Source organism: Flavihumibacter sp., assembly GCF_036676075.1.
Lineage (GTDB): Bacteria > Bacteroidota > Bacteroidia > Chitinophagales > Chitinophagaceae > Flavihumibacter.
On sequence record NZ_JAKFDQ010000007.1, the window covers coordinates 875,847 to 902,749 of the forward strand.

Genomic DNA, 26,903 nt, shown 5'->3' on the forward strand with positions numbered 1-26,903 from the left:
TGGTCAACGTATGAAGGCGGCAGCTACCCCGCCGTCAACATTCAGTGTGTTACCGGTGGACTTATTCAGGAGCCCACCTACAAAAGCAAAGCAGGCATTAGCGATATCATCGGGCAGGATGGTTTCGTCCAGCAATGTGCGTTTGGCATAATAAGCCGGCAGTTCTTCAACGGTGATGCCGTAGGCTTTGGCCCTTCCTTCGGCCCAGCCACCACTCCAGATATTACTGTCGGAGATCACCGCATCGGGGTTAACCGTATTAACGCGGATATTGTCTTTTCCCAATTCAGCGGCCATCAACCGGCTTAGGTGTGCCTGTGCCGCTTTGGCGCTGCCGTAACCGGCATTATTAGGTCCGGCCAGGATCCCATTCTTGGAAACAACATTGATGATATCACCTCCCAATTCCTGTTTTCGCATAACGGCAAGTGCAGCCCTTGAGACAAGGAACTGGCCTTTTACAAGAATATCATACAGCCTGTCGAGGTCCTGTATGGTATGGTCTTCTATTGGTTTGGAGATGCTGATGCCAGCATTATTAACCACGATGTCGACACCAGCGAAAGCGAGGGATGCAGCATCAAAGGCTGTTGTAATAGAATTTTCGTCGGTAACATTCAAAGTGCAGGAGGCCACATTATCTTTTCCAAACTCTCTATGAAATTCCGCTGTTGCCCCATCAAGTCTTTCCTGGTTGATATCGTTGAGAATTACGCAGGCGCCTTCGGAAGCGAACTTTCTGGCGATGGCTTTTCCGATGCCTCCGGCACTTCCCGTTACGAGGGCAATCTTTCCACTGAGGGGTTTAGGCCTGGGCATTCGCTGAAGTTTTGCCTCTTCGAGAAGCCAGTATTCAATATTGAAAGCCTCCTGGTGCGGCAGGGAGGTATATTCAGAGATGGCATCGGCGCCACGCATCACGTTGATGGCGTTGATATAAAATTCGGAGGCCACGCGAGCGGTCTGCTTATCTTTTGCGAAAGCAAACATACCCACGCCGGGAAGTAGGATGACTACAGGGTTGGGGTCGCGCATGGCGGGACTATCAGCATGCCTGCAGGTGTTGTAGTAGTCGGCATATTTCTGCCGGTAATCTTCAAAATGAGGAGTTATTCGATGCTTAAGTTCCTCTGTGGGGGAGTGAAAATCATCCCCCGACAATTCAAGCACCATGGGTGATATTTTGGTTCTAAGAAAATGGTCGGGACAGCTGGTTCCCATCGGTGCCAGCCGGCTTAGGTGATGGCTATTGATAAATTGGAGAACTCTGTCATCATCCGTAAAATGACCGATCATCCTGTTTTGGGAAGAACATAGTCCTCGCAGGATGGGCGCTATGGCTACCGCAGTTGCTCTTCGTGCAGTTGCTGGGAGTGATACTATCCTTTCTCCGCCAAACACTGCAGTTTGGTTTTTAATGGCGGAATCAATGTACTCAGAACAACGTTCGATCACTTCGAGGGTATTGATATAACTATCGTAGGCGGTATCACCCCAGGTGAAAAGCCCATGAGAGCCCAACATGATTCCCCTGATTCCCGGGTTCTCATCGAGGCATTGTTTTAATTTCAGTCCAAGATCAAAACCCGGCCTTTGCCAATCAACCCAGCCGATGGTTCCGCCAAAAAGTTCCTCTGTAATACTCTTGCCATCTTTTGCGGCAGCGATGGCAATAGCCGCATCGGGGTGAAGGTGATCTATATGTTTAAATGGAAGAAAACCATGAAGCGGGGTATCGATGGATGGGGCACGAGAGCTTAGGTCATAGATACAATGATTGAACAGTTCCACCATTTCATCTTCCTGCTCAATGCCTTTATAGATATTTTTTAAACTGCGGAGGCGGTCAACGTAAAGTGCTGCCAGTCCGTTCCGTTTCATAGTACAGAGGTCACCACCAGAACCTTTCACCCACATCACTTCCACCTGTTTGCCCGTGAGTGGATCAGTAGCCATCGCTTTACAAGAGGTATTGCCTCCGCCATAATTGGTGAGCCGAAGATCGGCGCCAAGGAGATTGGAACGATACACAAGTAATGCCACTTCATCACCTTCCATGGTAGCGGCTATTTCATCATCCCACAAATAACTTACGTATTTGAAAGACCTAAGAACTTCTGCCATAATATTCAATTATCAATCAGTTACTAAAATAAAAATCATCACACCGACATGGAGTTTCCAATACCTACCAGTATCACCGAAAGGAAGATGGTCAGCAAACCCAGGACAAAAATCCCCAGTACTTTCTTATCCACTCCTTTCCATTCTTTCAGTGCCAGTCCCCAGAAGTTAGAGACCAGGATTATAAACGCCATATGAAGGATCCAGGAGGAGGCTCCATTACCGAGTTTGCTTTCACCCATACCATAGAAAAAGAACTGAAGGTACCAGGTAGTTCCTGCCAGTGCAGAGAACAGGTAGTTATTGGCCAGCGGCGAAGATTTATCGGTATAGTCTTTAAAGGATCGGTTTTTGTAATTCAGGTATACGCACCAGATGAGATTGGTGGTGAGTCCACCCCAGAGTAGTACCACATAGGTAGCATTATTCTGGAAGAGCGGGTTGAAACCCCGGCTGACGGAGAGTTGAGAGAGTTCATCACCGGCTTCGATGCCATAGTTGAAGCAGGCGCTGAGGATTCCTGAAATGATGGCGAAGGTGAGTCCTTTTTTCAGGTTGAATTCTTTCTGCGATTCAACACGGGTTGTGAGAGAGGCCTTCAGTTCCTTGCGTCTTCCTGCATAACCGCAGATGGCGATACCTATGAGGCATACCAGCACTCCGAGAAGTACCAGTTGTCCGCCACTTGAAGCAAGCATCTGCGAGAAGGTGATCTTACCTTCAGATGGGGCGTAGTTGTAATAGAAGGCGGGGAGCAGAGATCCGAGGGCGGCTGTTAATCCAAGCAGAACAGAGTTACCCAGCGACATGCCGAGGTAACGGATTCCCAGACCATAGGTGAGTCCGCCAACACCCCAGAGTACACCCCAGAAATAAGTCCAGCCCAGCGTAGACGAACTTGCTTCTTTGATGATAGAACCAAATCCTGGTACGGTAAGGAGGGCTGCCAGAGGAGGTACTATAAGCCATGAAAAAAGTCCGCCAATGATCCAGTAAGATTCCCATGACCATTGGCGGACTTTTTTGAAAGGAACATAAAAACTTCCTGAGGCGAAGCCCCCGATAAAATGAAAGAGAATTCCAAAAATAGCCTGCATCGTTTTGGTTTAATTGTAAAGCGTACTACCATGGAAGTTAATCAATATGGTAAAACCAAAACGATGCGCAGGTGAAATGCTGTTAAGGACGTTTAATTGAACAGGTCTTTAAAATCTCCTTTTATCTTCTGCCATTTTGTATCGGCCTTGCGGAAAGTTGTATCAAGGCTTTGTTTGGTTTTTTCCCAGGTGGCTTCAGAGCTGTTCTTTATTTCATCCAGTTTCTTTTCGAGTTCAGTGCGGTCCTCTTCCAGTTCAATGCGGGCTTCCTTGCTTTTCTTGCTGCCATCCTTTTCGAGTTCGTCGATGCGGGCATCAAGATCTTTCATCCGGGCATTGATCTCCGCTTCTGCCTTAGCCTTTTGTGCTTCAAGGTAAGCGCCTGCAGAATCTGCTTTCATTTCAAGCCCTTCTTTTAATTGGTCGAGTCCTTCTTCAATTTTCTGGTCTGCCGTATCTTTTTCTGCAGGTTCACTGCAAGAGAAAAATATGAATGCGCTTAAAATGAAAATAATATTCTTCATACAAAAGATTTTGAGATTAAATACTTCAATAAATATACCATAGTAGTTGCTCTATACCATCAAATGCGTTATTTTAAAACCTAATATGAAACAAACTATCCTTCTCCTGGTTCTTTTGATTGTTATTACTCCCATGCTTAGGGCACAATCAAAATCGGAAAAAATCGAAGCATTGGTAAAGTATTATTCTGACGAGGGACTATTTAATGGTTCTGTACTGGTGGCAGAGAAAGATGAAGTGGTTTATAAAGGCGCAGTGGGGATGTCGAACTTTGAGTGGAATATTCCGAATACAACCCAAACTAAGTTCCGGCTGGGATCTATCACCAAGCAATTCACCTCTATGCTGATCATGCAGTTGGTAGAAGAAGGGAAACTCAGGCTGGATGGTAAGATCACTGATTATCTTACCAACTACCGAAAGGAAACAGGTGAGAGGGTTACTATACATCATTTGTTGACGCACGGATCAGGTATACCGAACTATACAGAAGATGATAGCTTCTTTCCCAACTCAGGAAAATATTATAAGGTTCACGACTTTATAAAAACGTATTGCAGTGGCGACCTTGAATTTGAACCCGGCAGCAGGTTCAATTATAGCAATTCAGGGTACTTTATACTTGGCGCTATAATAGAAGCGGTTAGTGGTAATAGTTATGAGAAGCAGCTAGAGGAAAAGATCCTGAATGGAGTGGGTATGAAGGAAACTGGGTATGACATGCATGAGTACCTGATCGGGAACAGGGCAAGTGGATATGAACAGAAACTCAGTGGCTATAGGAATGCTCCCTTTTTGAATATGGCCCTTCCGTATTCAGCGGGGTCGCTTTATTCAACTGTGGAAGATCTGAACCGGTGGAACCAGGCACTCTATAGCAACAAATTATTAAGTGATTCACTTAAACAGAAAATGTTCAGGGGATATATTTCCATTGGTGGAAGTATGAATGCGGGATATGGCTGGTTTAATGAGAACATTCCTACCCGGGATAGTTCTAAGAAGATCAACATGATATGGCATAGTGGAGGAATAAATGGTTTCCTCACGGAGCTGGCTCGTTTTCCGGAGGAGCAGAATTTTGTTGTTGTGCTGGATAATACATCGGGAGCAACCACTCCACTGTTCCGTGATATCATAGCGGTATTATATGACTTGCCCCTGGAACCTAAGAAAAAAACACTTGCGAATGCTTTACGCAGGCAGATAATGACGAGTTCGGTTATTGCTGCCTGTGATAGCTTTATGGCACTTACAGAAGTTCAAAAGAAAGAATATGATATGACGAGTGCTGAATACCTGGTGAATAGATGGGGATATGAACGACTGCGCGAACATAATGATGCTGCGGGCGCACTGAAATTATTTGAACTGAATACGAAATTATTCCCCCGGTCTTCTAATGTTTATGATAGTTATGGAGAAGCGTTGGGAAGAATGGGTCAATACCAGGCAGCTGCTTATAATTATAAAAAATCTATTGAAATTGATTCTAGTCAAAAGCGCCGTGTGCAGGGAATCATCGAAGCCTTTACTTACCGTCCGGATACCTTACGGGTTATGGTAGATGGCCATGAAATGGTATTGTATAAAACGGGTAACAAGGGGCCGGTGTTAGTGCTTGAAGCCGGAGGCAACAGTGACCATACTTGCTGGAGCAGTATTGTGCCGGAGTTGTCAAAGGGGGCCATTGTAATAACCTATGACCGTCCGGGGTACCGAGATTCGGAAGCCTGTTCTCAGAGCCGCACGGCCAACCGGGTAGCGGAGGAATTGCATCAGGCACTCAACAAATCTGGCATCAAAGGGCCTTATATCATAGGTGGCTGGAGTTGGGGGGGTGCTTTTGCCCGGGCATTTGCGGCGATGTATCCTACAGAAACGAAGGGTTTGTTGTTGGTGGACCCTGTCAGTAAAGAAAGTTATTATGAGATGGCATTAAAGTTTCCCGATGAATTCACCCTACTGGTTGCTACACGCAATGCTAATAATGAGGCAGCCCAGGATGAGTTTGATGCGATGATGCCAGCAATGAACCAGGCAAGCAGGTCAGATAAGTTGTATAAAGGGAAAACCGAGCTATTAATTGCAGGCAGTTTAAAAGAATGGTCGGCATCCGAAGCACCTCTCAAGAAGATATGGATTTCCGAACTACAAAAATGGTCAAAGCAGCAACCAAATGTTCGTGCTCAGGTTGTTGAGTCCGGGCATTTTATCCAACGCGAGAAACCGGAAGTTGTAATTGCTGCTGTGAAGAGATTGATGGGGCAGTGATGAACCTAACTCCTGTAAAGAAGTGCGATATTATAATTTCCGGACCTGAATTTTTTCAGATTCCTGTTAAGTTTCTCTTTGTTCTTTTTAATCTGGAGGTATCGCTGGTCTTTTACGCCAATGGTACCATCGTGCCGAAGGGTAACTGAAACAGGTGTGCCAAAGCTGCCGCTCTTACCAGAATACCTGTTCCATTCGCCAGCCCTTTCCCAAACTGGACTGTAAAGTGGATCCTTGTATTTTTTTCGGGCGGGGGTTCCGCATAAGGAGTAGTTGACATTCAGGAGGCCTGGTCCGGTCATTACAAAACTTTCACAGGCATATACCGTTGCATTGCCAAGGAGCCTGCTCATGCCGATCATCAGTGAGTCGCCATTCATTCTTTGAGCAGGGAAATCTTCAATGGCAGGCAGGGTAAAAGTGGCGCCTCCATAACAGGACCCTATACCAACCTGTGTGGTGGTATCGCAATAGGCTGAAAGCTCTTTCAGATGGTGAGTGGCCATGCCATCCTTAATGGCTGCATAAGTAAAATCTTCCTTGCCAATAGAGAAAAGCGATTTCCGACTGGCATATTTACCATGGCTGTCGAACCAGAGGTTCCCGATCATTGCTTTCTCTTTTTCCAATATGGTTTTTATCTTTTTAACAGCATCAGCTGAACTTGCTGCCGTAACCAGGTAAAGTTTTTTGCCATGAAATATCCGCATCAACCTTACCTGCATCTGGAAACTCAGAAATGCGGGATCAATTTTCTTCATACGGGGCGATACGATAAAATTCAATCTCCCGCATTTGTAAGGAATTCCAGCGGCTGATCGAAACATTGTAATCCTGTGTCTGAATTCTTCGAATGATTTTAAGTCGGCATTGATTACAAATTTTTTAGTACCCTCCCAATCCTTCCGGGAAGATCTGGTCTGCAGGATCTTAATGCTTTTAATCCTATTAAAATAAAACCTCGCCGGCTTATGCGATTTACCCTCTTTGAATTCCTGCCTTTTGCCGGGATGGGCATCGATTAAACTATCTTCAATCTCAATCAACCATCCCACAAAACGGTTTCCGCTGGTGGTTATCAACTCAATCTTACAGGCAGGGCTTTCAGCTGACAATGATTGTGCATACCCGGTCTCCAGAAGGATCGTGAGTAGTAATGATAATAATGATTTCATCGTTCAAGGTTTAGGGGTTATGAAATAAGAAACCGGCTGATGAAGTCAAAAGTATATGCTGACAGAACGGAAGTCAACCAGCAGTTAGCGGGTTTACGTGCTTATTGTATACCCTACCTTATCTGATTGAGAACTGGTTGTTCGGGCAGTTTTAAATTGAATAAGTGGGGTTATGGGCTGGATTGAGGCAATTATCAACCGGAAACGCGCAGTTGCCAACTCTGCTCTGGCAGGGCTCCCCCGAAGACCTAAATTGTTTGAGCAAAGAATAATCAGAAAAATCTTGGTAACTTAATAAGGGCATGAAAAGATTATCCTTCTATTGGAAATACCAGCTTGCAGGCTGGATCATATTTACAGTGGTACTTTTCTTCTTTAACGACAGGATATACCACGATAGTAAATATTTTGCTCCCATTGCGGCAACTGTCATTGCTTTTGGGATCATAACCTCCCACCTAATCAAAACGATCATTAAGTCGCGTGGAATTTTCAAGAAAAAGTTTTCTAAACAAATAATACAATTAACATTAATCAATCTTGCTGTTTCAATTTTTGGAACGGGAATCTGGATGACCATAATGGTGAATCTTGGATTATGGAAGGTCAAAAACAGAGGTGAAGGATTCTGGTTTCCTTCCTTGAATGAAGCATTTTTCTTCAACCTTTTCCTTGTACTATTGACTTTGTCGGGCTGGACACTGATCTATTTTCTCTTTCACTATGTAAGAAGGGTGCGCAAAGAAGAGCGATTAAAAACAGCTTATAAGCTGAAAAAGGCAGAAGAGGAATCCAAAGCATTGCGTGCACAGATGAACCCGCATTTCATCTTTAACAGCATGAATTCTATCAAATCCCTGATACAGGAAAATCGCATTGAAGAAAGTATTGTTTACCTGACCACCTTTTCAAAACTGATGCGTACCCTCATCAACAATTCTGACAAAAAAGAGATCACGCTATTTGATGAGATCGAAACCTGCAAACTGTATTTGCAGCTGGAGTCAATGCGCTTTGATGAAAAATTTTCCTATGAAGTTAATGTTGCGGAAAATATAGATCTCAAATCGGTGCAGGTACCAGCACTCATTATCCAGCCATTTATTGAGAATGCCATCTGGCATGGAATAATACCGAAAAATAACAAGGGACATATAAGTCTGCGGGTGGAGAAGAATAACAACGAAGTAGAGATAATAGTGGAGGATGATGGGATCGGAAGAAAACTATCGATGCAGAATATAACACCTGCCAATCCCACACATACGAGCAAAGGGATTGCCTTGACAGCGTCGCGTCTGAAACTGGATAATTTATTAAAGCACCGGAAGGGGGGACTCACCATTACTGATAAGGAAACCGTTGCCGGTGGCGGTAAAGGGACGAAAGTGGTTTTATCGTTTTCAGAAGAATAATAAGCACTGATCAGAATGATACGAGCTATTCTTATAGATGACGAGCAACATTGCCTGAAATCGCTTCAGAACGATCTGAAAAAATATTGTCCATCCGTGAGTATTGTGGATAGCTGTTCGAATGGGAAGGAAGGAATATTATCTATCAAAAAACATCATCCTGATCTTGTTTTCCTGGATGTGCAGATGCCATGGATGAGTGGATTTGAAATGCTGGAGATATTGGAGGAGGTTGATTTCTCTATCATCTTCACCACTGCCCATGATGAATTTGCAGCAAGGGCGTTCCGGATAAGTGCCATTGATTATTTATTGAAACCTATTGATTCAGCGGATCTACAGGAAGCGGTGAGGAAGGTGGAGAATAAAATGAATTCAGGAAATGGATTACAGCATATCAATACATTCCTGGAGAACATACGTAAGCCATCGGGGAATCAAAAAATTGCACTGCCACAGCGGGAAGGATATGAATTTGTAGATGTGTCATCGATTGTCTATTGTTATGCAGAAGGAGCCTATACAAAGATTTTTATTGCCGACAAGAAGGCCATGCTTATCTCCAAAACATTAGGTGATATAGAAGAATTATTACCGCCCGAGATGTTCCAGCGGATACATCATTCAACACTCGTAAATCTGAACTACATTCTTCAATTCTTAAGAACGGACGGGGGAAATGTTGTTCTAAGAACCGGCGAAAAACTTGCGGTTAGTAAGTCGAAGAAGGATAATCTTCTTGAAAAACTTGGACTTAAAAAACATTAAAATGTTTAGCTCATATTCTTACTTACACAGGCTATTATCTAACTTAACCAATTGGAAAAAAGTGGTGGCTTACTGCGTCCTTTTCTATTGCTTTTTATGCAATCTACCTCCGCTTCATGCACAGGAACGAAAACTCGAAGTTCAACGATTTGAATACTACTGGGCTAAAAATCCAGCTTCGATGCCGGTAGTACTCTTGCAGGAAGAGTCCTATAAAAAGCAGGTGGAAAGCATATTTGCGAAAGCAATTTCGAATCATTACCAGAGCAGCAGTACGGCATTTAACCTTACCGTTAAGAAATTGAATCCCTTCCAGGAATATCCGAAGTTTAAAACAGAGGTGAAAGAAAAGAAGGAGACATCTTTATATTTATTCCTCCAGATTTTTGAACGCATTCTCTTCCAACCAGGCATTTCAGATAATGCAGTTGTTCAATCCAGCAGTATTGAGATCAATTGCAGGATCATTGATGGGGCGAATGGATCTGCCCTACTTGATAAAATGTTTACGGTGGATATTCACCGGAATAGAGCACCTGAAGGGCAGGTTATACTCACTAAACTACCCGCCCACCCTGCCGCCTATATCAGCGCATTTGATAGTATTGCGTCATGGATCTTTCAGCCCGTCGACATAGCCCCGCATGAACTTTATCTTTCACCCGCCTGTATATACTCCTCAAAAGGAATACTGACCGGAGCAATAAGGGAATTGGATTCATTTGAATTATCTCCTCTTCCACATAAGATCATCCAAACACGCCGGCGGCCCAATAGAGCTGGAAATGCCGCCTCCGGAGCCATCAGCCTGATAACGGGGGTTGGTATCAGCAAATCTAAATCGGCAGATTACCGGGCTATTTTCCCATTTGTATCAGGAAACGATACAATAACGTGTGTAATTGATTACAAGGAGATAGTAACGGCAGAAAGAACGGTGGAAAAAACTAAGAACGATGACGGATCAAAATCTGTATCTACAGAAGCAGGTGATTATGGCGCTGCTGAAAGATATACTGACCCAAATGAGAACCAGTTTATCATGGTTGGGCAGGATACAGTAGGTTGGTTTACTCTTTCGTATGATCCTTCACCAAAGAGCAACCTGGATCATACGCAATATTGGGATGGGAAAGACAGCAGCACTATTGGCACATTAAATGATAAATGGAAAAACTTCTCTGTAGGGTCTGGTTTAACCATATGGGGTAAAACAAAAGATAAGCAATTCCGCATGCAGAGCTTATCGGACATGCAGGCAAAGATGATTTACATCGAAGAATACCCGGCTTTGATGACCATTGGAAAAGATGCGCCGGTAAAGGCTTTTGCTTACCAGGAGTTAACGCCTGAACAATGGAAGATATTTATGGCACTAGCATCTATCCCCTTTTCGTATTTCAAGCGATAAGCAGAAGTGACAAAGATTCTGAGGTCAAAAAAAGGGCGCATCCTTTCGGATACGCCCTTCATATTTACACACTGAATAATTATGGCATCCACCACATCTTACTGTAGTTTTCGTCCTTACCACCATCCAGTCGGGATACGGCTTCTGTATAGTTTACCTTATTAAGGGCAGACTCGGCCGATGGGTATCCAATACGAAGAGGAATACCTCTTGAATCAGTTGCATCCTGGGCAGGGGTAAGAACAGGGAAACCGGTTCTTCTCCAGTCGGCCCATACTTCCCAGCTGTTCAGGAAACCATGAACCCATTTCTGGGTGATGATCTTTTCTATTGCCTCAGCAGGAGTGTAAACCACTTCTGGCTTGGCGATATAGGCAGCATAAGTCGCATCAGAGTAAACTCCATTCTGCTCAAAGGAAGCTTTGATAGCAGCCAGGTACTTAGCGGCCGCATCAACATCGCCGCCTGCAGTATAATTAATCTTGGCAGCTTCTGCTTCCATAAAGAGAACCTGTGCATAGTTGAAAATGGGCAATTCAGAATCTTCTGAACGGAAAGCATAACCGATCCTGCTATAAACTGCAGGTATCTGAACTGCCTGCACCCGGCCATAAGGAAGTCCAATCACTTCCCCACCTATCACTTCCCCATAAACTGGTAAGCGTGGGTCGTCGTTGGCTACCATATAATCAACCAAGGTATTACTGAGTGCGTAATCGTTCCTGAAACTTATATCATAGTTGTTATACCATGGGTTGAAGTTATTTGGATCGCCTGCCACAAACTGGTAGGAGATATTCTCAGCATTTGAGCTTATAACACCGGCCGCAACAGCAGCTGCGTATTCAGCTTTTCCTTTTACAGGGTCAACATGGGAGAGGCGCAGCGCCATGATCATACGCTGGGTATTAGCAAAACGCTTCCAGGCTGCCATATCACCATTCAACAAAACATCACCCTGTACCGGGGCTTCACTTTCGTTGATCTGTGCAACTGCCTCGGTGAGTTCATTAAAAAGATCAGCATAAATATCTTCCTGCTTATCATATTTAGGAGCGAAGTTCTTATCACCCTGCAGTGCTTCGCTGTAAGGGATATCACCCCATTTGTCTGTCATCTGCAGGAAATAATAAGCCTTGAGGATGCGTGCTACAGCTATCTGGTTATTTGCACTTCCATTATTCTCCGCTTCCGGACGTCCTTCATTATTGTAGTTAATGATGGTCTGCAGGTTATACAGAGGCCCGATATAAAAGTTAGCGAAGTTGAGGGTCCTGTCAGAATAGAGAGAGGAAGCAGGATATGGTCCCTCTGCAAGGTGCTGTACATAAAGGGCACCCAGCCTTCCTGCGGCATCATTACCCATTGTTAAGGTAGGGATGCTTTGGATAGCATTTGTAAGTAACGCGCGGGTTTTTGCTTCAGTGAGCAATACCGGCGAGATATTGATATCATCAAACTTCTTACAACCTGCCATTGCACTGAAAAAAGCAATGACTATTAATATTTTTTTCATACTTGGTATTTTTTATTGATACGCGAATGCCCGCAATTAAAATCCGATACGGAGGTTAGCGCCTATTTGTCTTGTTGCGGATAACTGACCACCTTCGCGGTAGAAAACTTCCAGCTCTGATGGGTCAACACCATACTTCTTTGTAGTAGCCCAGATGAGCCATGCGTTCTGAACCATCACGCCAAAGTTTGCCGACTTAACAGCTCCAATTTTAGAGAGGATTGATTTTGGAATATTGTATCCCAGTCTTACTTCCCTCAGTTTGATATAGGATGCATCCAGAAGTACTTCACCGGCATCACGCTGACGTGCTGTATACCAGTAAGTACGGGCTGGAACATAACGGTTATTGGGAGTGCCTTTACCATCATTGAATACACCATCAATACGGATACCACCAGTACCAGTATTACCACCGGCGAAAGTATAAGAGCCGGGGAATTCTCTCCAGTCATTACCCTTATCATTGATCCCAACTGTTTCTTCAGAGAGACCAGCACCTGTATTGAAGTTTCTCGTTTCAGAATAGAACAGTCCACCGTTCTGGAAATCAATTGAGAAAGCGAGATCAAAATCCATGAACCGGAAAGTATTGTACATTCCACCTGTCCACTTTGGAAGTACCTGTCCGATCTCCTGGTTGATATCATACTCCGGCAAACCGGTAGAAGACTCAACACCTGCTGCATTCTTGGAATAATTTATGATCACTCTTCCCTGATCATCTCTTCTCCATTTACGTCCAACGTAAGTACCCCACTCTCCACCTACACGATGCTCGAGGCGGGTATCATAACGGTTGGTTGCATAGAGATAAGTTTGCTGATCGCCATACAGTTCTTTTACTTCATTGCTGTTGCTGGCCCAGTTGAGCACAACATCCCAACTGAATTTGCGGGTCTTTACAGCAGTTCCGCTGAGGGAAACTTCCACACCGCGACTGATGATGTTTCCGGCATTCACCTGGGCAGTACTGAATCCGCTTGAAGACGATACATCAAGTGAAAGTATCTGGTCAACGTTGTTGTTCTCATAGAGCGCAAAATCAAGTCCAACCCTGTTGAACAAACGAAGTTCAGCACCTACCTCCCATGACTTGGTCAGCGCCGGGCGGATTGTTTGTGCATTCCTGAACTGGTTTCCAACTGCTACAGAAGAATTGGAACCATAGAAAGAACCATTGTTCAGAGCGATATCAAGTGTATGGGGAGTAAGGTCATTACCAACCTGTGCATAGGAAGCTCTTAACTTACCGAAGGTGATAACGTTGGTTATAGCGCTTGCATCCAGCAGTTCAGTGAAGATAAAGCTGGTGCTTATAGAAGGATAGAGATAGCTGTTATTGTCTTTAGGGAGAGAAGAAGAAAAGTCATTTCTCAGCGTTCCGTCAATAAACAGGAAATCTTTGTATCCAACTGTAAAGCGGCCATATAAGCTGTTTACACGGCGCTTCGAATAACCACGGGTAACTGTTGGACGTGAAATAGAAGCAGCGAGATCAAAGTAATTTGGTGAACTCAATCCGCCAACTGTTGCATTATATACCTGCGAAAAGAATTCCTGCCTGCGGTTAGCTCCAGCCATCGCATCTACCGAGAAATCACCAAACCTGTTGCTGTACAGGAGGTTGGTTTCATAGTTCATTTCCTTTGACTGGTTTTGGGTTATCTCGTAACTATCCAATTGGAGGCCACCAGTTGCAATACGGAAATCATCTTCATTGCTATACTGGCTCATCCTGGCATAGGATTGAAGGGTAAGATTTTTTGTGAACTTGATCTTCATTCCAATATTTCCTACCAGTCTGTTGTGTTTTTGTGTGCCGAAGTTTTCGCGAAGAACAAAATATGGGTTATCCCAATAAGCTGGTCTTCCGTAAACATTGATATCGCTTGATCCATTAGGGTCACCGATATTCCATGAATTGAGAGAACCATCATCATTACGGTACTTCTGCATCTTCTTCATGTCGAGCTGGCGCTGAAACCATTGGTTGAAGTTCTGTGTGATATTCAGACCATCGAGACGGTATCCCTCCAGTGGTTTTCCTTTTGTATCATGGGTGGTATAGGCAACATCTGAAGAAAGGGTGATGTAATTGCCTATATCGTAGGAGCCATTCAATCCCAGTTGATGCTGAACTCTTTTTGCCCCGGGCAAGATCAGGGTCCGGTCAACGTTAGCATAAGTCATGCGGAAGTTGAAATTATCCGCCCCGCTGGAGAAAGCGATAGAGTTATTCAGGTTACGGCCGCGCTGGAAGAAGTCCTTCACGTTATTTGGCTGCGGGGTAAGAGGCACCTGGATACCCCAATCTTCACCGGGATACCAGCTATAATAGGGGCGATAGAGGGTACCATCCATTTTAGGGCCCCAGCTTTCATCGGCACCATATTCGAGCATTTTTTGTCCGTCGAAAATTTCCCATGAAGGGTCATGACGGGCAGGGTTGTATTTGAAGATGGCAAATCCCTGTTCGTCATAACTTCCTCTTGTATTGGCGGAGGAGGCATAACCACCTGCGTATTCATTCTGGTAAGGAGGAATTATGGCGAGGGCTTCGGAGGTAACACCCAGGTTTACATCAACGGAAGTGCGCTTACCACGGGTACCTTTCTTGGTGGTGATAACCACAACGCCATTCTGGGCGCGGTTACCATAGAGTGCGGTAGCGGCAGGTCCTTTCAGTACAGACAAGCTTTCCACGTTGTCCATGATCACGGCACTTTGGTCAGTAACCGTTCCATCTACAACAAAAATTGGGGAAGCGAGTCCAAGTCCGGTAACGCCCCTTATAATAACGGTAGCGTTATCAAAAGAAGAGCTCGGTGAGCCTATCAGTTTCACACCCGCAACTTTACCGGCGAGGGAGTTACTGATATCCACCGACTTAGCCAGAGTTAGGTCTTCGCCTTTTACTTCCTGGATGGCATAACCAAGTGCTTTTTTCTCGCGCTTGATACCAAAAGCGGTAACCACCACTTCTTCGAGATCACTACGGCTCATGTCGACACTCAGATCGCCGAGGTTGTTGTTACCCGAGAGCCTGATTTCTGTGGGTGCCATTCCGATGGAAGTGATTTCCAATACATCGCCGGAACTGGCACTAATAGAAAAGGAACCATCGGCAGCGGTTGCAACACCTGTTGTGGTTCCTTTAACTTTCACCGTAGCATTGGAGATGGGGGTGCCATCCTTGCTTTTTAGTTTTCCTGTGTACCTGAGCTGCTGCGCAAATACGGCGCATACGCCCAATAGCAGGACAAAAACCATCATGATGATTTTTCTCATTTGTTAGTTGTTAGTTAGGTAAAAAAATGCTCCTCAAGAAAGAGGAATAAGGAAACAATTTAACAATTTGTTAAACATTGCCCAAAGAAAATGCAGTTTTTACCAAACGAACAAGCATATTCCTGCAAAACTTGATTGAAATCATGCAAAAATATTGTTGGAGTTTAAACTACTTACCCGTCTGACGCCTGTCAGGACAGGCGTCAGACGGGTAAAAAAAGGAATAGTTTTGCGGGCATGGAATATTTCAGGCAGTTGCAGGCATTGCTGGACAAGGAGCGGGAGGAAGATCGAGTGGCTTTTGAGGCCCTCACCCGGCATATGCGGATCAGCGAGAAGCGGGAGAACGGCATGACCTGGTTCCCTATTGCCCTGAAGGCAAGTGAACCGGGCAGGGGAGATTACCTGACCATTGAGATCGAGCGCACCTCGCACCAGGAACTCCAGCACCAGTTCCGTTTTGGGATGTCAGTGGCATTTTTCTCAAACCATGATGCAGAAAATGACCGGCTGGAGGGAATCATATCTTATATCAGTGGCAACCGGATGAAAGTTGCCCTTCGGGTGGATGAGCTGCCCGATTGGAGTCGGGATGGCAAGCTTGGCATCGACGCCATATTTGATGAGAACAGCTATAAGGAAATGCAGCAAGCGCTGAAGCAGGCGAGCCTTTTGATGGAAAAGGTTAAAGAGGGCCGCCTGGTTCGTATACTTATGGGAATGGAGCAACCTGAATATCATCATGATCCTGAAATTGCCGGTGTTCTGGCAAAACTCAGCGGCAGGTTGAATGCGTTCCAACTGGAGGCAGTTGAGAAGATCCTTTCCGCCAGAGATATTGCAGTGGTTCATGGTCCGCCAGGAACAGGCAAAACCACTACCCTGGTGCAGGTAATACAGGCACTGGCGAGGAGTGAAAATGGACAGGTATTGGTAGTAGCGCCCAGTAATGCGGCGGTGGATCTTATAAGTGAGAAACTTTCGGATGAGGGATTGAATGTTGTTAGAATCGGGAATCCTGCACGGGTGCAGGAAAAACTACTCCGGTTGACGCTTGACGAAAAAATTGCCACACACCATAATAGTCGCGATATTAAACGGTTGCGAAAACAGGCTTCTGAATTCCGTGATATGGCGCATACCTATAAACGCAGTTTTGGATCGGCTGAACGTGAACAACGGAAAGCATTGTTTACTGAGGCAAGAGCCATTCAACAAGAGATCGAACGATTAGAAGAATATATTTCTGATGACCTGCTTTCAAAGGCAGAAGTAATAACCGCTACGCTGGTTGGGGCATCGCATTACACAATAAGGTCAAGACGCTTTCAAACGGTGGTGATAGATGAAGCGGCACAGGCAATTGAACCCGCCTGCTGGATACCAATACTAAAAGCACAAAAACTGGTTATGGCGGGTGATCATCACCAGTTGCCGCCAACCATTAAGTCGGTACAACCATCAAATGGTTTGAATAAAACATTAATGGAAAAAGTAGTGGAAATACATTCTGAGGCAGTGGTACTGTTGCAAAAGCAATACCGTATGCATGCAACTATAGCAGGATTTCCTTCAAAAGAATTCTATGGCAACAAACTGGAGGCAGATGATTCAGTTGCGTCGGAGATATTATTTCATGAAGATAATCCGATGCTGTTTATTGATACGGCTGGCTGCGGATTTGAAGAGATTAAAGAAGGAAATAGTATTTCCAATCCGGAAGAGGCTGCATTCCTTGTAAAACATCTCTCTTTATATGTTGAGGATATTAATCTGCATTATGAAAAAACATCCTATCCGAGCATAGGAATAATATCTCCATACCGGCATCAGGTAGAAATTTTAAAGGATCAGATAGCTTCATCAGATCTATTATCCCCGTATTCTCAAAGGATGACAATAAGCACTATTGATAGTTTTCAGGGACAGGAAAGAGATATCATTTATATCAGCCTGGCAAGGTCTAATGCCGAATCAGTTATTGGTTTCCTTTCAGAAGTGCGGCGTATGAATGTTGCGATGACAAGGGCAAAGAAAAAGCTTGTAATAGTAGGCGATAGTGCCACTCTCGCAAGCTTTCCCTTTTATGCTGATTTGATAAACTATACACAGGAACAAAATGCCTATGTGAGTGCCTGGGAATTTTAGATCTTAAGTTTCCCTTCGATACCATCATCATCCACATCTGCACCGGTAAGTGCTGCGAGTGATCTTTTCATGAAGGCAATAAATTTCCCGCTCTTTGTATCCCAATAATAACAATCTATGGGCCTGATCTTTATGATAGTCACTTTCGGATCGTCTTTGCCTGTGAACCATGCATTGGCAAATTCAGTCCAGTATTTGTCTTTTGTGGCTTTATCCGTAAATACTGAAGCTTCTCCATAGATGGAAAGATATTCTGAACTGCCATTATTCTGGAAGTAGAGTTGTACCCGGTTATCGGCAGCAATCTCTTTATTCTTATCACTGTCGGAGGATGATATGAACCAGATCGCACCTTCATCATCCACCTCCTGTATGCTCATAGGACGGGATGCAGCAGGTACAGAAGAAAGATTGGTCACAAACATGCACATGCGGCAGTCTTCAGCAATTTCCTTCAGTTTAACCCTCGCTTCCTGGTCAGAAAGGTTTTCAAAACTGTCCATTTGATTTTTGCTCATACAAAATGATTTTAACTGTAAAAAAATTGGGCACCCATCAGATGAGTACCCAAATGTTTAAATATTCATGCCAGTTATTTATACAGAATTAGGGCGTACGAACAGAATCTGACTCCTTTAATTGTTGATTAAATTCCACCATTAAACAAACCCGAGGGGCATTCCACGATAATATTTAAGGAGATTACCTCACTTCAGTGGTTTTTTCTACCCGCGTAACATTGCCAAGATCATCCTTTTCAACGGTGGTAGTTGTGGTGGTCTTTTTCGTTGGTTTTTTACCGCTTGAAGCCGCCCATATGATCAGCAGAAGTGCAACTACACCCGCTGTTATCCACATCCAGTATCTTTCAAAGAATGATTCCACTTCCACTGCATCAATATCAACCTCTTGTGCAAAGAGGCCAGAGCTAACTAAGGCCAGTGCTGTACTGGCGAAAATGTACTTCCAATTTGAATTTTTCATAAACCAGTATTTTTTACAGGAAATACAATAATCAGGCCCGACCTAATCAATCAATGGGGTTGTTTACGGCGCAGATCCATGTTATGGAAATAAAATAACCTGGCCACATGGGTGCTTTTGTAGTTATTACCTGAAGCCAGTTGCTGGAAAATATTCATATACCCGAACTGCAAATTATCATGGCTGTTTAAATGATAATTGAAGCCTGCGAAGAACCGATTCTGATCAAAATAATTATTGATGATCCGCTTACCGAAATTCAGATGTATCTCATTGTTTACAACGAAGGAAGCTGTACCAGGCTGAAATCTTTTTTTGCTGAGTGGGAACTGGGAAAAGAAGTTGTATCGCACACGGTAATTAAAATTATAGCCGTCACCTAGTTTATCATCGTTAAGAATATTTCTTCTCCACCTTTCTTCCAGCCTGAACCATTGCATTAACCGGATTGCGGGATATCGTGAATGCCACTGTACCTGTTGCCAGGCACGATGTTCTGGCATAGAAATGTTTTTGTGATTATCGGAAGGGAAATGATTTACAAAAGCATACCCTGCTGTAAGTTTGAGATCATCTGCCAGGTAATGCGTTAGTCCCACCCGCACAATTCCCTGTGATAAACCAGTAAAATAATCTTCGCGGGTTCTGGCATGAATATCAACCCAGGCACCCCACTTATCAGTAAAACGGAGCTGGTTGAAATATCCTGCCCAAAGTTGATGAACAGATTCGGTTTCTTTTGTCTGGGCACGAAGAGGTGAAACCAGGATTACCGGCAATATAATGATCATCAAAAACTTCATAACGATCAGATTAATTATTCAGCAACCCATCTACAGTGATAGCTACATAATAGAGACCGCCAATGGAAGGGCCGGCCGCATACTGTATATATCGCTGATTGAATGCATTGGCTGCACCTAATTTAATTGTAGAGAGTAATTTTGGAATCTTAACACTGATCTGTGCATCTATAGTATGATAGGAGGGTATTGCTCCGTTGGCAAGCGGACTTTGCCATAGGAAGGAGTCCTGCCATCTCCAGGTTATATTAAACCCAACATTCTTAATTACTTCGCGATTAGCTAAAGACAGGTTTGAGGCCCATCGGGGAGTATTGAATGCGTTCTCAAAAATATCGCTTGCCTTATTAGCTACGATATTGTTATAGTTAAGATTACCGCTAACCATATACTTTGCATGAATATTATAGGTGAGTCCGAGGGATGAACCGAAGTTTCTGTAAATATTTTTCGCATTCGTAAACACCCGGTATCTAACCTGCTTTGAGCGATTAGCGGCGAGCATGTCAGTAACGCCTTCGTTGGTACCTACTTTCCCGGTAGTGGGAACAGATACTTCTACCTGCCCCAGGAAGCCATCATAGATATTAAAGTATGCATCCCAATCGATCACCAGTTTATTATTCAGCAGGACTGATTTATACCCAATTTCAAAGGAGTTGATTCTTTCAGGGCTTGTTGGAGAAAGGTCTGTCTTAACAAGTATATCGCGGTTATCTATTGCAGCCTGTTCGGGTGTGGCTCCTGCATTTACGTCTTTATTCACTTCTGCATTGAATGTATTAACCGATGCAAGGCTGTAAGAATTTTCCAAATATCCCAGTCCCTCATTTACAAATTCCAATCCCCCTACTCTTCTTACATTGCCATTGTTCACGAAAGATAATGCTTCAAACAAAGCAGGGAATCGAAATCCGTTTTGCCAGGATGCCCGGAAATTATGCTTGTCGGCGGCAGTATAAACAAATGCTATCCTGGGATTGAATTTTGGATCGAACTCCGGATTATAATCAAGCCTTCCACTAGCAAAAACTTTAAGCTTTTCTTCAAAGAAGGTTTTTGTAAGTTGGGCAAATCCACCAAATTTTTTATAATACTGGTTCTTCCCAAAACTCCCATCCTTTAATGGAGTGGTTCTATCATCAACGGGGCGTGAAAAATCAACAAAATTATTGCCATCCGGAATCACTTCATAAATCCTGATATCAGCACCCAGGAGGAGGTCGGCAAACTTGAATTTGTCTTTCAGATCCCATTGTCCGTCCATATGATAGAGCCTGCTTTTTTGTGATAACCATGCCCCACCGGTAGAAGTACCTGTTGCAACACCAGCATTCTTATGATCCCAATTATTGATGCCGCGAATTGTATCGAAGAGGTTATTGAAAGCTGCAGTACCCGGCTCATATCTTCCCTGGTCAGCAAATTGTCTGGCAGCAATCATTGCATTTGACAAACTTGTTCCTGCGTCAAGTTCAGTCTGCAATGATTGTTTAAACCGTGCGCCCCAATTATTATTTGAGAGATGCGTTAGCTGAAGATTATCTGACATTGGCTTCAGGTTATAGGAATCACCTGTATTTTCAATATTCACATAAGACCGGATGAAATAATTGTGGCCCTTCCATTCAAGCCGGTGGCTTTGCACCACAACATTATCCAATTGAATTTTATTACCCCGCTGGAATATTCCATCCATTTTACCTATTCTGTATGCATAAGAAAGTTCTGCCTTCTCCGTTAGGCGATAGTGGACTGCGGCGTCGAACTTTAGGTTATCAACAGAAGGATTCACGAGGTCCTTTTCCTTATATCCGGAACGCCTGACAAGAAAGGTATTGGAGTTTCCATTATAATTAACACCCCTTATTGTTACTGCATTATTATTCTCATCCCCATAATTATTCCAGCCATCATAAGCCGGATTATTACTACCAGCAAGCTCAGGAAAAGAAGGATTTGCAGTATTAAGGTTGTTAGGATTCTGATCGGTAGTTGACCCTGAAACCCAATCGGTCCCTTTGAGATAACTACCATTGATTTTGAAGGCAAATTTATTCCTATAAGCCCTTGCAAAACGGAAAGCAGTTTCTGTTATGAGTGAAGGGGCATGATCAATGCCATCAACATGGTTAACGCCTACTTTCTGGTATATGCTTAATCCCTGGTGGGTAAACGGACTCTTGGTGAGCAGGTTAGCCATACCGTTAATGGCATTCATTCCATACAGCGCTGATGCGGCACCGGGAGTGATCTCAACACTTTGAATATCCAATTCAGTTGGACCGATAGCATTTCCCAGTGGTACACCGAGCGTTGCAGCCTGCATATCCACTCCATCAACCAATTGCATAAAACGGAAATTATTTGGGATATTAAAACCCCTGGTGTTAGGCACTTTGAAGGTGAGGCTTGAGGTTGTCATCTGCACCCCTTTCACGTTTGCCAATGCATCATAAAAGCTTGGAGCGGGTGTTTCGCGGATGGCCCTTATATCAAGTTTTTCAATGGCTACGGGTGATTTTAGAATGCTTTCGGCAACCCTTGAGGCAGTAACTACCACTTCCTGCCCAAGAACGGTTTGGGTGGATAAGGCCACTTTAAGTTTTGCAGCCGGTCCATCGATAAGCAGTTCCTGGGGTTCATGCCCAATAGATGTAATCACCAATGTAAAGGGAAGTTTAGCTTTGGTTCGAAGAAGGAAGTCACCCTGGTTATTGGTAATGGTTCCTGCGATCGTGCCTTTAATATTTATACTGGCGCCGGAAACGGGCTGACCTGATTCCTGGTTGAGGACTGTACCCGCAATCTCAACCAGGTTATAGCCCTGTGCATTAACCGAAGTGACAAGCAGGATATTGAGAATAAGCAGTTGAAAGGTTGTATATATATATCGCATAAATTCTTATAGTTATTTAGTCTATTGATTTTATAGACATTTATGATAAAAAAAATCTCATTTCTCTTTAACAATGGCGAACCCACCACAACATCGTACACTATCTGCAGTAATGAACATGATTTAAATTTAAGTATACAAAATTAGTAGACTTTATTAGAAATCCAAATATTTGGGAAAATAAATATTGATGCCCATCAGATTTCGGCAACTAATGAAGAGGTGTGCCGTCTTCTATAATGTCTTTGATTGTCCTTTTTTCCAGCACTTTGAGGATAGCATCGCGGGCTTCTGCCATAACGGGGTTGATGCGGCAGGTATTCTCATCACAGTTTTCACAGGCCTTATAGAAATTCATGCTAACGCAGCTTAGAAGGGCTATGGGACCATCAATTATACGTATGATACGTGCAAGTGTAATTTCTTTCGGAGGATGGCTTAGCATATAGCCTCCGCTCCTTCCCCGGTAGCTCATCAGTATATCTTCATTCTTCAATTCAAGCAGGATACCCTGAAGGAATTTAAGTGGAATTCGCTTCCGCTCTGATATCTCCTGGATCAAAACGGGACGTCCTTCCTTATAATGTGAGGCTAAGTAAGAAAGGGCCTGTAATGCATATTTAGCCTTTTGCGAGAGCATAGGGATATTTTATTAATGAGTCTGTTCAAAAGATAGTTTATAAGAGTGGAGATACCAGTCTTGCCGTTCGTTCTGTTAGTTTTTTCATTCTGCCCCGTTGGTTCCATGATTCTTTTTCAATCTTCTCTGCATCTTTAAGGTCATCGTAAAATACATCGGCCAGTTCATTAGCGAGTTCTTCATCATATACTACCGCATTAACCTCAAAGTTAAGATCGAAGCTACGGGTATCCATATTTGCAGTACCAATAATTGCTACTTTACGATCGGCCACCAGCGTTTTGGCATGTACAAAACCTTTCTGGTAGAGATAGATCTCCACCCCCGCATGCAACAATTCCTCATAATAGGAACTGGAAGCGGCATTCACCAGTTTGGAATCTGAAACACCAGGCACAAGTAACTTAACAGATAATCCTCCCAAAGAAGCAATGCATAAGGCATCCATGAGGCTTTCACCTGGAATAAAATAGGGGGTGGTAATCAGGATCTCTTTTTCTGCCAGATTTATGGCTTGCAATAACGAGAATAAAATGGTGGGCATATCTGAATCGGGCCCGCTTGCAGCTATCTGCACCAATTTCTTACCTTTTTTGGGAAATGAATCCATGGAAGGGAAAAAGCTGGTATCTGGTTTAAGTCTGTTTCCGGCACAAAAATTCCAGTCGCACAGAAATAAATATTGCAGGTAATACACACCCGGACCATCTATGCGTAAATGGGTATCGCGCCAAAAAAGTGTATTACCATTTCCATTTTGATTGATATACTTATCGCTGACATTTATTCCACCGATAAAGGCGGTTTGTCCATCAATAACAATGATCTTCCTGTGATTACGGTAGTTGATCCGGTTAGCCAGTGCTATAAACCGTATCCTGTAAAAAGGAAAAGATTTTACGCCAGCCTCTTCCAGCCTTCCCACCATCCCTTTACGTAGGGAGCGACTCCCAAAATCATCATAAATAAATCTTACATCAACTCCTTCTTTAGCCTTTTGAATTAGCAGCTGTTCGATTTCCCTGCCGATGGTATCATCATCATAGATATAATATTCAATATGGATATGGTGCTTTGCTTCTTTGAGGGCACTGATCACTTCGGGGAATTTCTTTTCGCCGTTCACTAAAAGTTTTACATGGTTACCTTCAGTAAGTGCACTATTAATATCAGAAAGAAGGAGTACGGCGAGTTCTTTATTATCCCGAACGGCGGAACCTCCTTTTGCAAAAGCTTTCTCTGATATATGCAGGATATCCTCTTTCAGGTGTTTGGCAAGATCGTTATCATCAAGGATCTTTTTGCTGTACATTTTGTGCTTCCGGTAATTGATGCCGATAGTAAAATAGAAAAGCATACCGAGAATGGGAATAAAGATCGCAACCAGCAGGTAAGCCAGGGTCTTGACATTACTACGAGTATCGTAGATGATCTTTCCGCAAACTACGATCAGTATGAGAACATATACGATTTGGGCAAGGAGCAACCAATCCATGGAAATGTTTTTATGAATATCAATCAATTCGCGCAAACTCTGCGCGTTCAGTGAGAATTGAGGATGGATTTTAAAACCTTAAGTCGCCCATCAATACTATGACTAACCGGCAAACCCAACAATTCAGCAGCCATAGGATATACATGTACGTTGGAAAAAGAAGGGATGGTCAATCCTTTCCGAAACGCGGGTCCCCAGGCATAAAAACTCGCCTGCATATCACTGTTGCGAATATCATACCCATGTTTACCGATCGTTGTTCTTCCAGTAAAGCTGAACATTAAAGGAGGATCAGGAACAAGGAGAATATCACCCAACCTGTTGTAGTGGTCGGAAGCAGCACGATAATGCCAGTACTTAGGTGTTTTTTGAGGCCGGTATACGGTGAATTTAGCAGCATTCTTCTTCAGGTTTTTGTAGAGTTTCCGGATCTCCGTACGGTCGCCCGATTTAGAATAAATATGCACCAGCGCATCTCCCCTTGGTACTATAAACCTTGCTGTATCAATTTGAATTGGCATGGGCAGCGCATTTGCCGTATCTGTATTTGTCATGCCATGGTCCGAAACAAATATGAAATTGATTGGAAGTCCTGTTTTTGTACAGGTTGAAACAATCTTTCCAACAGATTCATCCACCAATTTCACTGCATCAATTGCCTGTTTTGAATCTACCCCATGCAAATGCGAATAATGATCAACCTGTGGAAAATAAAAACTGATCAAATGTGGTCTTTTATCTTCTGGCAGCAGAAGCCACTCCTGCAGCACTTCAATACGCCTGTCAATTGGGATTGCTTCATTGTAATTGTAAAAATAGGTTGGTCCAACCCCATTAATTCTACTTTCTGATCCTACCCAATAGGAGCTTGCGGAAAGCATACCATTGCGCTCAGCCAGTTCCCAGAGAGGGATACCGTAATACCATGAACTATCGCGAACCTCCTTTTTATTTCCTACCGCATATATCCTTTGTTTCTTCCTGTCATAAAATGAATTATCGACCAGCCCATGGTGCGTGGGATACATGCCGGTTATAATAGAATAATGGTTGGGAAAGGTGAGGGAAGGGTAAACAGGCTGCATAGATTTTGCTTCCACGCCTCTAGCGGCCAGGGCTAATAAGTTGACGCAATTGTATTTGCGGGCATAATCCCACCGGAAACCATCAGCGGAAATAATAATGAGATAAGGTTTATCAATAGTTTGTGGGGAATTTCTGCGACCCTGTACAACCTGCTGCACTGTATCCTGCGCCAGTAGTGGGGTGGAAAGCAGAAAATACAGACCCAAAATAAAGAGGCCGTTCATCGAAGCGAACATGTTTGTAAAATATATAGGATCAAATGTACCCTCCTTCATCCAATTTAAGTAACATTATGGTCCAGCAAAACCGCGGTGATATGATCATACAACAACGATATACACGAAAACGCTTTCTCAGAACAGGGCTTAGCCTTGTGGCGGGATCACTGGCGCTACCATTGTTCGCCAGTGGAAACAAGCAACCGAAACTTGCCTTTTCAACGTTGGGTTGCCCGGATTGGGATTTCAATAAGATCACGGATTTCGCACACTCACATGGATATACTGGTATTGAAGTAAGGGGCATACAGAGGGAAATGGACCTGGTTAAGAGTTCTATATTCAATACTTCGGTAAAAAGAGCTGCAACACTTGCCCGGATGAAGGAAAAGGGTCTGCGTTTTGTTGGATTAGGGAGTTCGTCTACCCTGCATTTTGCGGATGTTGCGGAGAGGAAAAAGCAGCTTGATGATGGGAGAAGATTTATTGATCTTGCGGCACAAATCGATTGTCCATATGTGAGGGTATTCCCTAATAATTTTCCAAAGAACCAGGAGTATGAGGCAACAATGCAACTGATCAGCGGTGGATTAAAGGAACTGGCAGAATATGCGGCTGGTAGCGGGGTTACTGTATTGATGGAAACCCATGGCGACCTGGTGCGTACCAACGATCTGGTGCGCATAATGAAAGCGGTGGAGCATCCAAATGCAGGTTTGGTTTGGGATGTTTCCAATATGTGGACCATTACTAAGGAAGACCCTGCAGGTGTATATAAAGAATTGAAACCTTATATCCGCCATATACATGTAAAGGATGCTAAACTTGATGGAGCGAAACTGCAGTACACATTCCTCGGAAAAGGGGATGTGCCAATATTACAAGCCATCACCATTCTGGAGAAGGATGGATATGATGGGTTTTACAGTTTTGAGTGGGAGAAGTTATGGCATCCTGAAATTGCCGAGCCCGAGCTTGCACTTGCTGATTATCCAGTGGTGATGAAGAAGCATTTCAAATAATTAATTTTATCA

At 43.7% G+C, this 26,903-nt stretch carries 19 protein-coding genes; 6 read left to right on the forward strand and 13 right to left on the reverse strand.

What is annotated here, in order from left to right:
- Positions 1-3: 3 nt before the first annotated feature.
- The 3 genes from V6M43_RS06630 to V6M43_RS06640 all read right to left on the reverse strand — a co-directional run bounded on the left by V6M43_RS06630 (position 4) and on the right by V6M43_RS06640 (position 3,745).
- Positions 4-2,124, reverse strand: coding sequence for a bifunctional aldolase/short-chain dehydrogenase (locus tag V6M43_RS06630; protein ID WP_332733528.1), 2,121 nt, complete (start codon positions 2,122-2,124; stop codon positions 4-6).
- Between the two features lie 38 nt (positions 2,125-2,162).
- Positions 2,163-3,221, reverse strand: coding sequence for an L-rhamnose/proton symporter RhaT (rhaT, locus tag V6M43_RS06635; protein WP_332733530.1), 1,059 nt, complete (start codon positions 3,219-3,221; stop codon positions 2,163-2,165).
- Between the two features lie 92 nt (positions 3,222-3,313).
- Positions 3,314-3,745, reverse strand: coding sequence for a hypothetical protein (locus tag V6M43_RS06640; RefSeq protein ID WP_332733532.1), 432 nt, complete (start codon positions 3,743-3,745; stop codon positions 3,314-3,316).
- A gap of 85 nt (positions 3,746-3,830) precedes the next feature.
- Here V6M43_RS06640 and V6M43_RS06645 point away from each other — a divergent pair, with 85 nt between their 5' ends.
- Positions 3,831-6,020, forward strand: coding sequence for an alpha/beta fold hydrolase (locus V6M43_RS06645; protein WP_332733534.1), 2,190 nt, complete (start codon positions 3,831-3,833; stop codon positions 6,018-6,020).
- Positions 6,021-6,025: 5 nt separating this feature from the next.
- Here the strand turns inward: V6M43_RS06645 and V6M43_RS06650 are convergent, their stop codons facing one another.
- On the reverse strand, positions 6,026-7,195 hold the full coding sequence (locus V6M43_RS06650) for a hypothetical protein (protein ID WP_332733536.1): 1,170 nt from the start codon (positions 7,193-7,195) through the stop codon (positions 6,026-6,028).
- Positions 7,196-7,497: 302 nt separating this feature from the next.
- On the opposite strand from V6M43_RS06650, the gene V6M43_RS06655 reads away from it, so the two are divergent.
- From V6M43_RS06655 to V6M43_RS06665, 3 genes are all read left to right on the forward strand, one after another.
- The gene (locus V6M43_RS06655) at positions 7,498-8,610 is read left to right on the forward strand and encodes a sensor histidine kinase (protein ID WP_332733538.1); all 1,113 of its coding nucleotides are present in this window, start codon (positions 7,498-7,500) and stop codon (positions 8,608-8,610) included.
- A gap of 15 nt (positions 8,611-8,625) precedes the next feature.
- Complete coding sequence (locus V6M43_RS06660) at positions 8,626-9,378, forward strand: LytR/AlgR family response regulator transcription factor (RefSeq protein WP_332733540.1); 753 nt, start codon at positions 8,626-8,628, stop codon at positions 9,376-9,378.
- Positions 9,379-9,559: 181 nt separating this feature from the next.
- Positions 9,560-10,789, forward strand: coding sequence for a hypothetical protein (locus tag V6M43_RS06665; RefSeq protein WP_332733542.1), 1,230 nt, complete (start codon positions 9,560-9,562; stop codon positions 10,787-10,789).
- 79 nt (positions 10,790-10,868) lie between these two features.
- Here the strand turns inward: V6M43_RS06665 and V6M43_RS06670 are convergent, their stop codons facing one another.
- Together V6M43_RS06670 and V6M43_RS06675 are read right to left on the reverse strand one after the other, a co-directional pair.
- The gene (locus V6M43_RS06670; protein ID WP_332733544.1) at positions 10,869-12,305 is read right to left on the reverse strand and encodes a SusD/RagB family nutrient-binding outer membrane lipoprotein; all 1,437 of its coding nucleotides are present in this window, start codon (positions 12,303-12,305) and stop codon (positions 10,869-10,871) included.
- 36 nt (positions 12,306-12,341) lie between these two features.
- Positions 12,342-15,596: a SusC/RagA family TonB-linked outer membrane protein gene (locus tag V6M43_RS06675; protein ID WP_332733546.1), complete on the reverse strand. Its 3,255-nt coding sequence runs from the start codon at positions 15,594-15,596 to the stop codon at positions 12,342-12,344.
- A gap of 237 nt (positions 15,597-15,833) precedes the next feature.
- Here V6M43_RS06675 and V6M43_RS06680 point away from each other — a divergent pair, with 237 nt between their 5' ends.
- Entirely contained in the window at positions 15,834-17,744 is a 1,911-nt protein-coding gene (locus V6M43_RS06680) for an AAA domain-containing protein (RefSeq protein ID WP_332733548.1), read from the forward strand.
- Here V6M43_RS06680 and V6M43_RS06685 read toward each other — a convergent pair.
- The 7 genes from V6M43_RS06685 to V6M43_RS06715 all read right to left on the reverse strand — a co-directional run bounded on the left by V6M43_RS06685 (position 17,741) and on the right by V6M43_RS06715 (position 25,887).
- Entirely contained in the window at positions 17,741-18,262 is a 522-nt protein-coding gene (locus V6M43_RS06685) for a pyridoxamine 5'-phosphate oxidase family protein (RefSeq protein WP_332733550.1), read from the reverse strand. The genes V6M43_RS06680 and V6M43_RS06685 overlap by 4 nt on opposite strands.
- A 184-nt stretch (positions 18,263-18,446) precedes the next feature.
- Positions 18,447-18,728, reverse strand: coding sequence for a hypothetical protein (locus V6M43_RS06690; protein WP_332733551.1), 282 nt, complete (start codon positions 18,726-18,728; stop codon positions 18,447-18,449).
- A 50-nt stretch (positions 18,729-18,778) separates the two neighbouring features.
- On the reverse strand, positions 18,779-19,531 hold the full coding sequence (locus tag V6M43_RS06695) for a DUF2490 domain-containing protein (protein ID WP_332733553.1): 753 nt from the start codon (positions 19,529-19,531) through the stop codon (positions 18,779-18,781).
- Between the two features lie 10 nt (positions 19,532-19,541).
- Positions 19,542-22,430: a TonB-dependent receptor gene (locus tag V6M43_RS06700; protein ID WP_332733555.1), complete on the reverse strand. Its 2,889-nt coding sequence runs from the start codon at positions 22,428-22,430 to the stop codon at positions 19,542-19,544.
- A gap of 211 nt (positions 22,431-22,641) precedes the next feature.
- Positions 22,642-23,070: an RrF2 family transcriptional regulator gene (locus tag V6M43_RS06705; protein ID WP_332733557.1), complete on the reverse strand. Its 429-nt coding sequence runs from the start codon at positions 23,068-23,070 to the stop codon at positions 22,642-22,644.
- A gap of 37 nt (positions 23,071-23,107) precedes the next feature.
- Complete coding sequence (cls, locus tag V6M43_RS06710) at positions 23,108-24,565, reverse strand: cardiolipin synthase (protein WP_332733559.1); 1,458 nt, start codon at positions 24,563-24,565, stop codon at positions 23,108-23,110.
- 47 nt (positions 24,566-24,612) lie between these two features.
- The gene (locus tag V6M43_RS06715) at positions 24,613-25,887 is read right to left on the reverse strand and encodes an alkaline phosphatase family protein (RefSeq protein ID WP_332733561.1); all 1,275 of its coding nucleotides are present in this window, start codon (positions 25,885-25,887) and stop codon (positions 24,613-24,615) included.
- An 80-nt stretch (positions 25,888-25,967) separates the two neighbouring features.
- Here V6M43_RS06715 and V6M43_RS06720 point away from each other — a divergent pair, with 80 nt between their 5' ends.
- A complete protein-coding gene (locus V6M43_RS06720) occupies positions 25,968-26,891 on the forward strand; it encodes a sugar phosphate isomerase/epimerase family protein (RefSeq protein WP_332733562.1) in 924 nt (307 codons plus the stop codon).
- The last annotated feature ends 12 nt before the right edge of the window (positions 26,892-26,903 follow it).

Coding starts and splice junctions, on each gene's coding strand:
- V6M43_RS06695 (WP_332733553.1), bottom strand. CDS start 19,531: ATGAAGTTTTTGATGATCATTATATTGCCGGTAATCCTGGTTTCACCT.
- V6M43_RS06720 (WP_332733562.1), top strand. CDS start 25,968: ATGATCATACAACAACGATATACACGAAAACGCTTTCTCAGAACAGGG.
- V6M43_RS06640 (WP_332733532.1), bottom strand. CDS start 3,745: ATGAAGAATATTATTTTCATTTTAAGCGCATTCATATTTTTCTCTTGC.
- V6M43_RS06700 (WP_332733555.1), bottom strand. CDS start 22,430: ATGCGATATATATATACAACCTTTCAACTGCTTATTCTCAATATCCTG.
- V6M43_RS06705 (WP_332733557.1), bottom strand. CDS start 23,070: ATGCTCTCGCAAAAGGCTAAATATGCATTACAGGCCCTTTCTTACTTA.
- cls (WP_332733559.1), bottom strand. CDS start 24,565: ATGGATTGGTTGCTCCTTGCCCAAATCGTATATGTTCTCATACTGATC.
- V6M43_RS06655 (WP_332733538.1), top strand. CDS start 7,498: ATGAAAAGATTATCCTTCTATTGGAAATACCAGCTTGCAGGCTGGATC.
- V6M43_RS06690 (WP_332733551.1), bottom strand. CDS start 18,728: ATGAAAAATTCAAATTGGAAGTACATTTTCGCCAGTACAGCACTGGCC.
- V6M43_RS06645 (WP_332733534.1), top strand. CDS start 3,831: ATGAAACAAACTATCCTTCTCCTGGTTCTTTTGATTGTTATTACTCCC.
- V6M43_RS06685 (WP_332733550.1), bottom strand. CDS start 18,262: ATGAGCAAAAATCAAATGGACAGTTTTGAAAACCTTTCTGACCAGGAA.
- rhaT (WP_332733530.1), bottom strand. CDS start 3,221: ATGCAGGCTATTTTTGGAATTCTCTTTCATTTTATCGGGGGCTTCGCC.
- V6M43_RS06660 (WP_332733540.1), top strand. CDS start 8,626: ATGATACGAGCTATTCTTATAGATGACGAGCAACATTGCCTGAAATCG.
- V6M43_RS06715 (WP_332733561.1), bottom strand. CDS start 25,887: ATGTTCGCTTCGATGAACGGCCTCTTTATTTTGGGTCTGTATTTTCTG.
- V6M43_RS06675 (WP_332733546.1), bottom strand. CDS start 15,596: ATGAGAAAAATCATCATGATGGTTTTTGTCCTGCTATTGGGCGTATGC.
- V6M43_RS06670 (WP_332733544.1), bottom strand. CDS start 12,305: ATGAAAAAAATATTAATAGTCATTGCTTTTTTCAGTGCAATGGCAGGT.
- V6M43_RS06650 (WP_332733536.1), bottom strand. CDS start 7,195: ATGAAATCATTATTATCATTACTACTCACGATCCTTCTGGAGACCGGG.
- V6M43_RS06630 (WP_332733528.1), bottom strand. CDS start 2,124: ATGGCAGAAGTTCTTAGGTCTTTCAAATACGTAAGTTATTTGTGGGAT.
- V6M43_RS06665 (WP_332733542.1), top strand. CDS start 9,560: ATGCCGGTAGTACTCTTGCAGGAAGAGTCCTATAAAAAGCAGGTGGAA.
- V6M43_RS06680 (WP_332733548.1), top strand. CDS start 15,834: ATGGAATATTTCAGGCAGTTGCAGGCATTGCTGGACAAGGAGCGGGAG.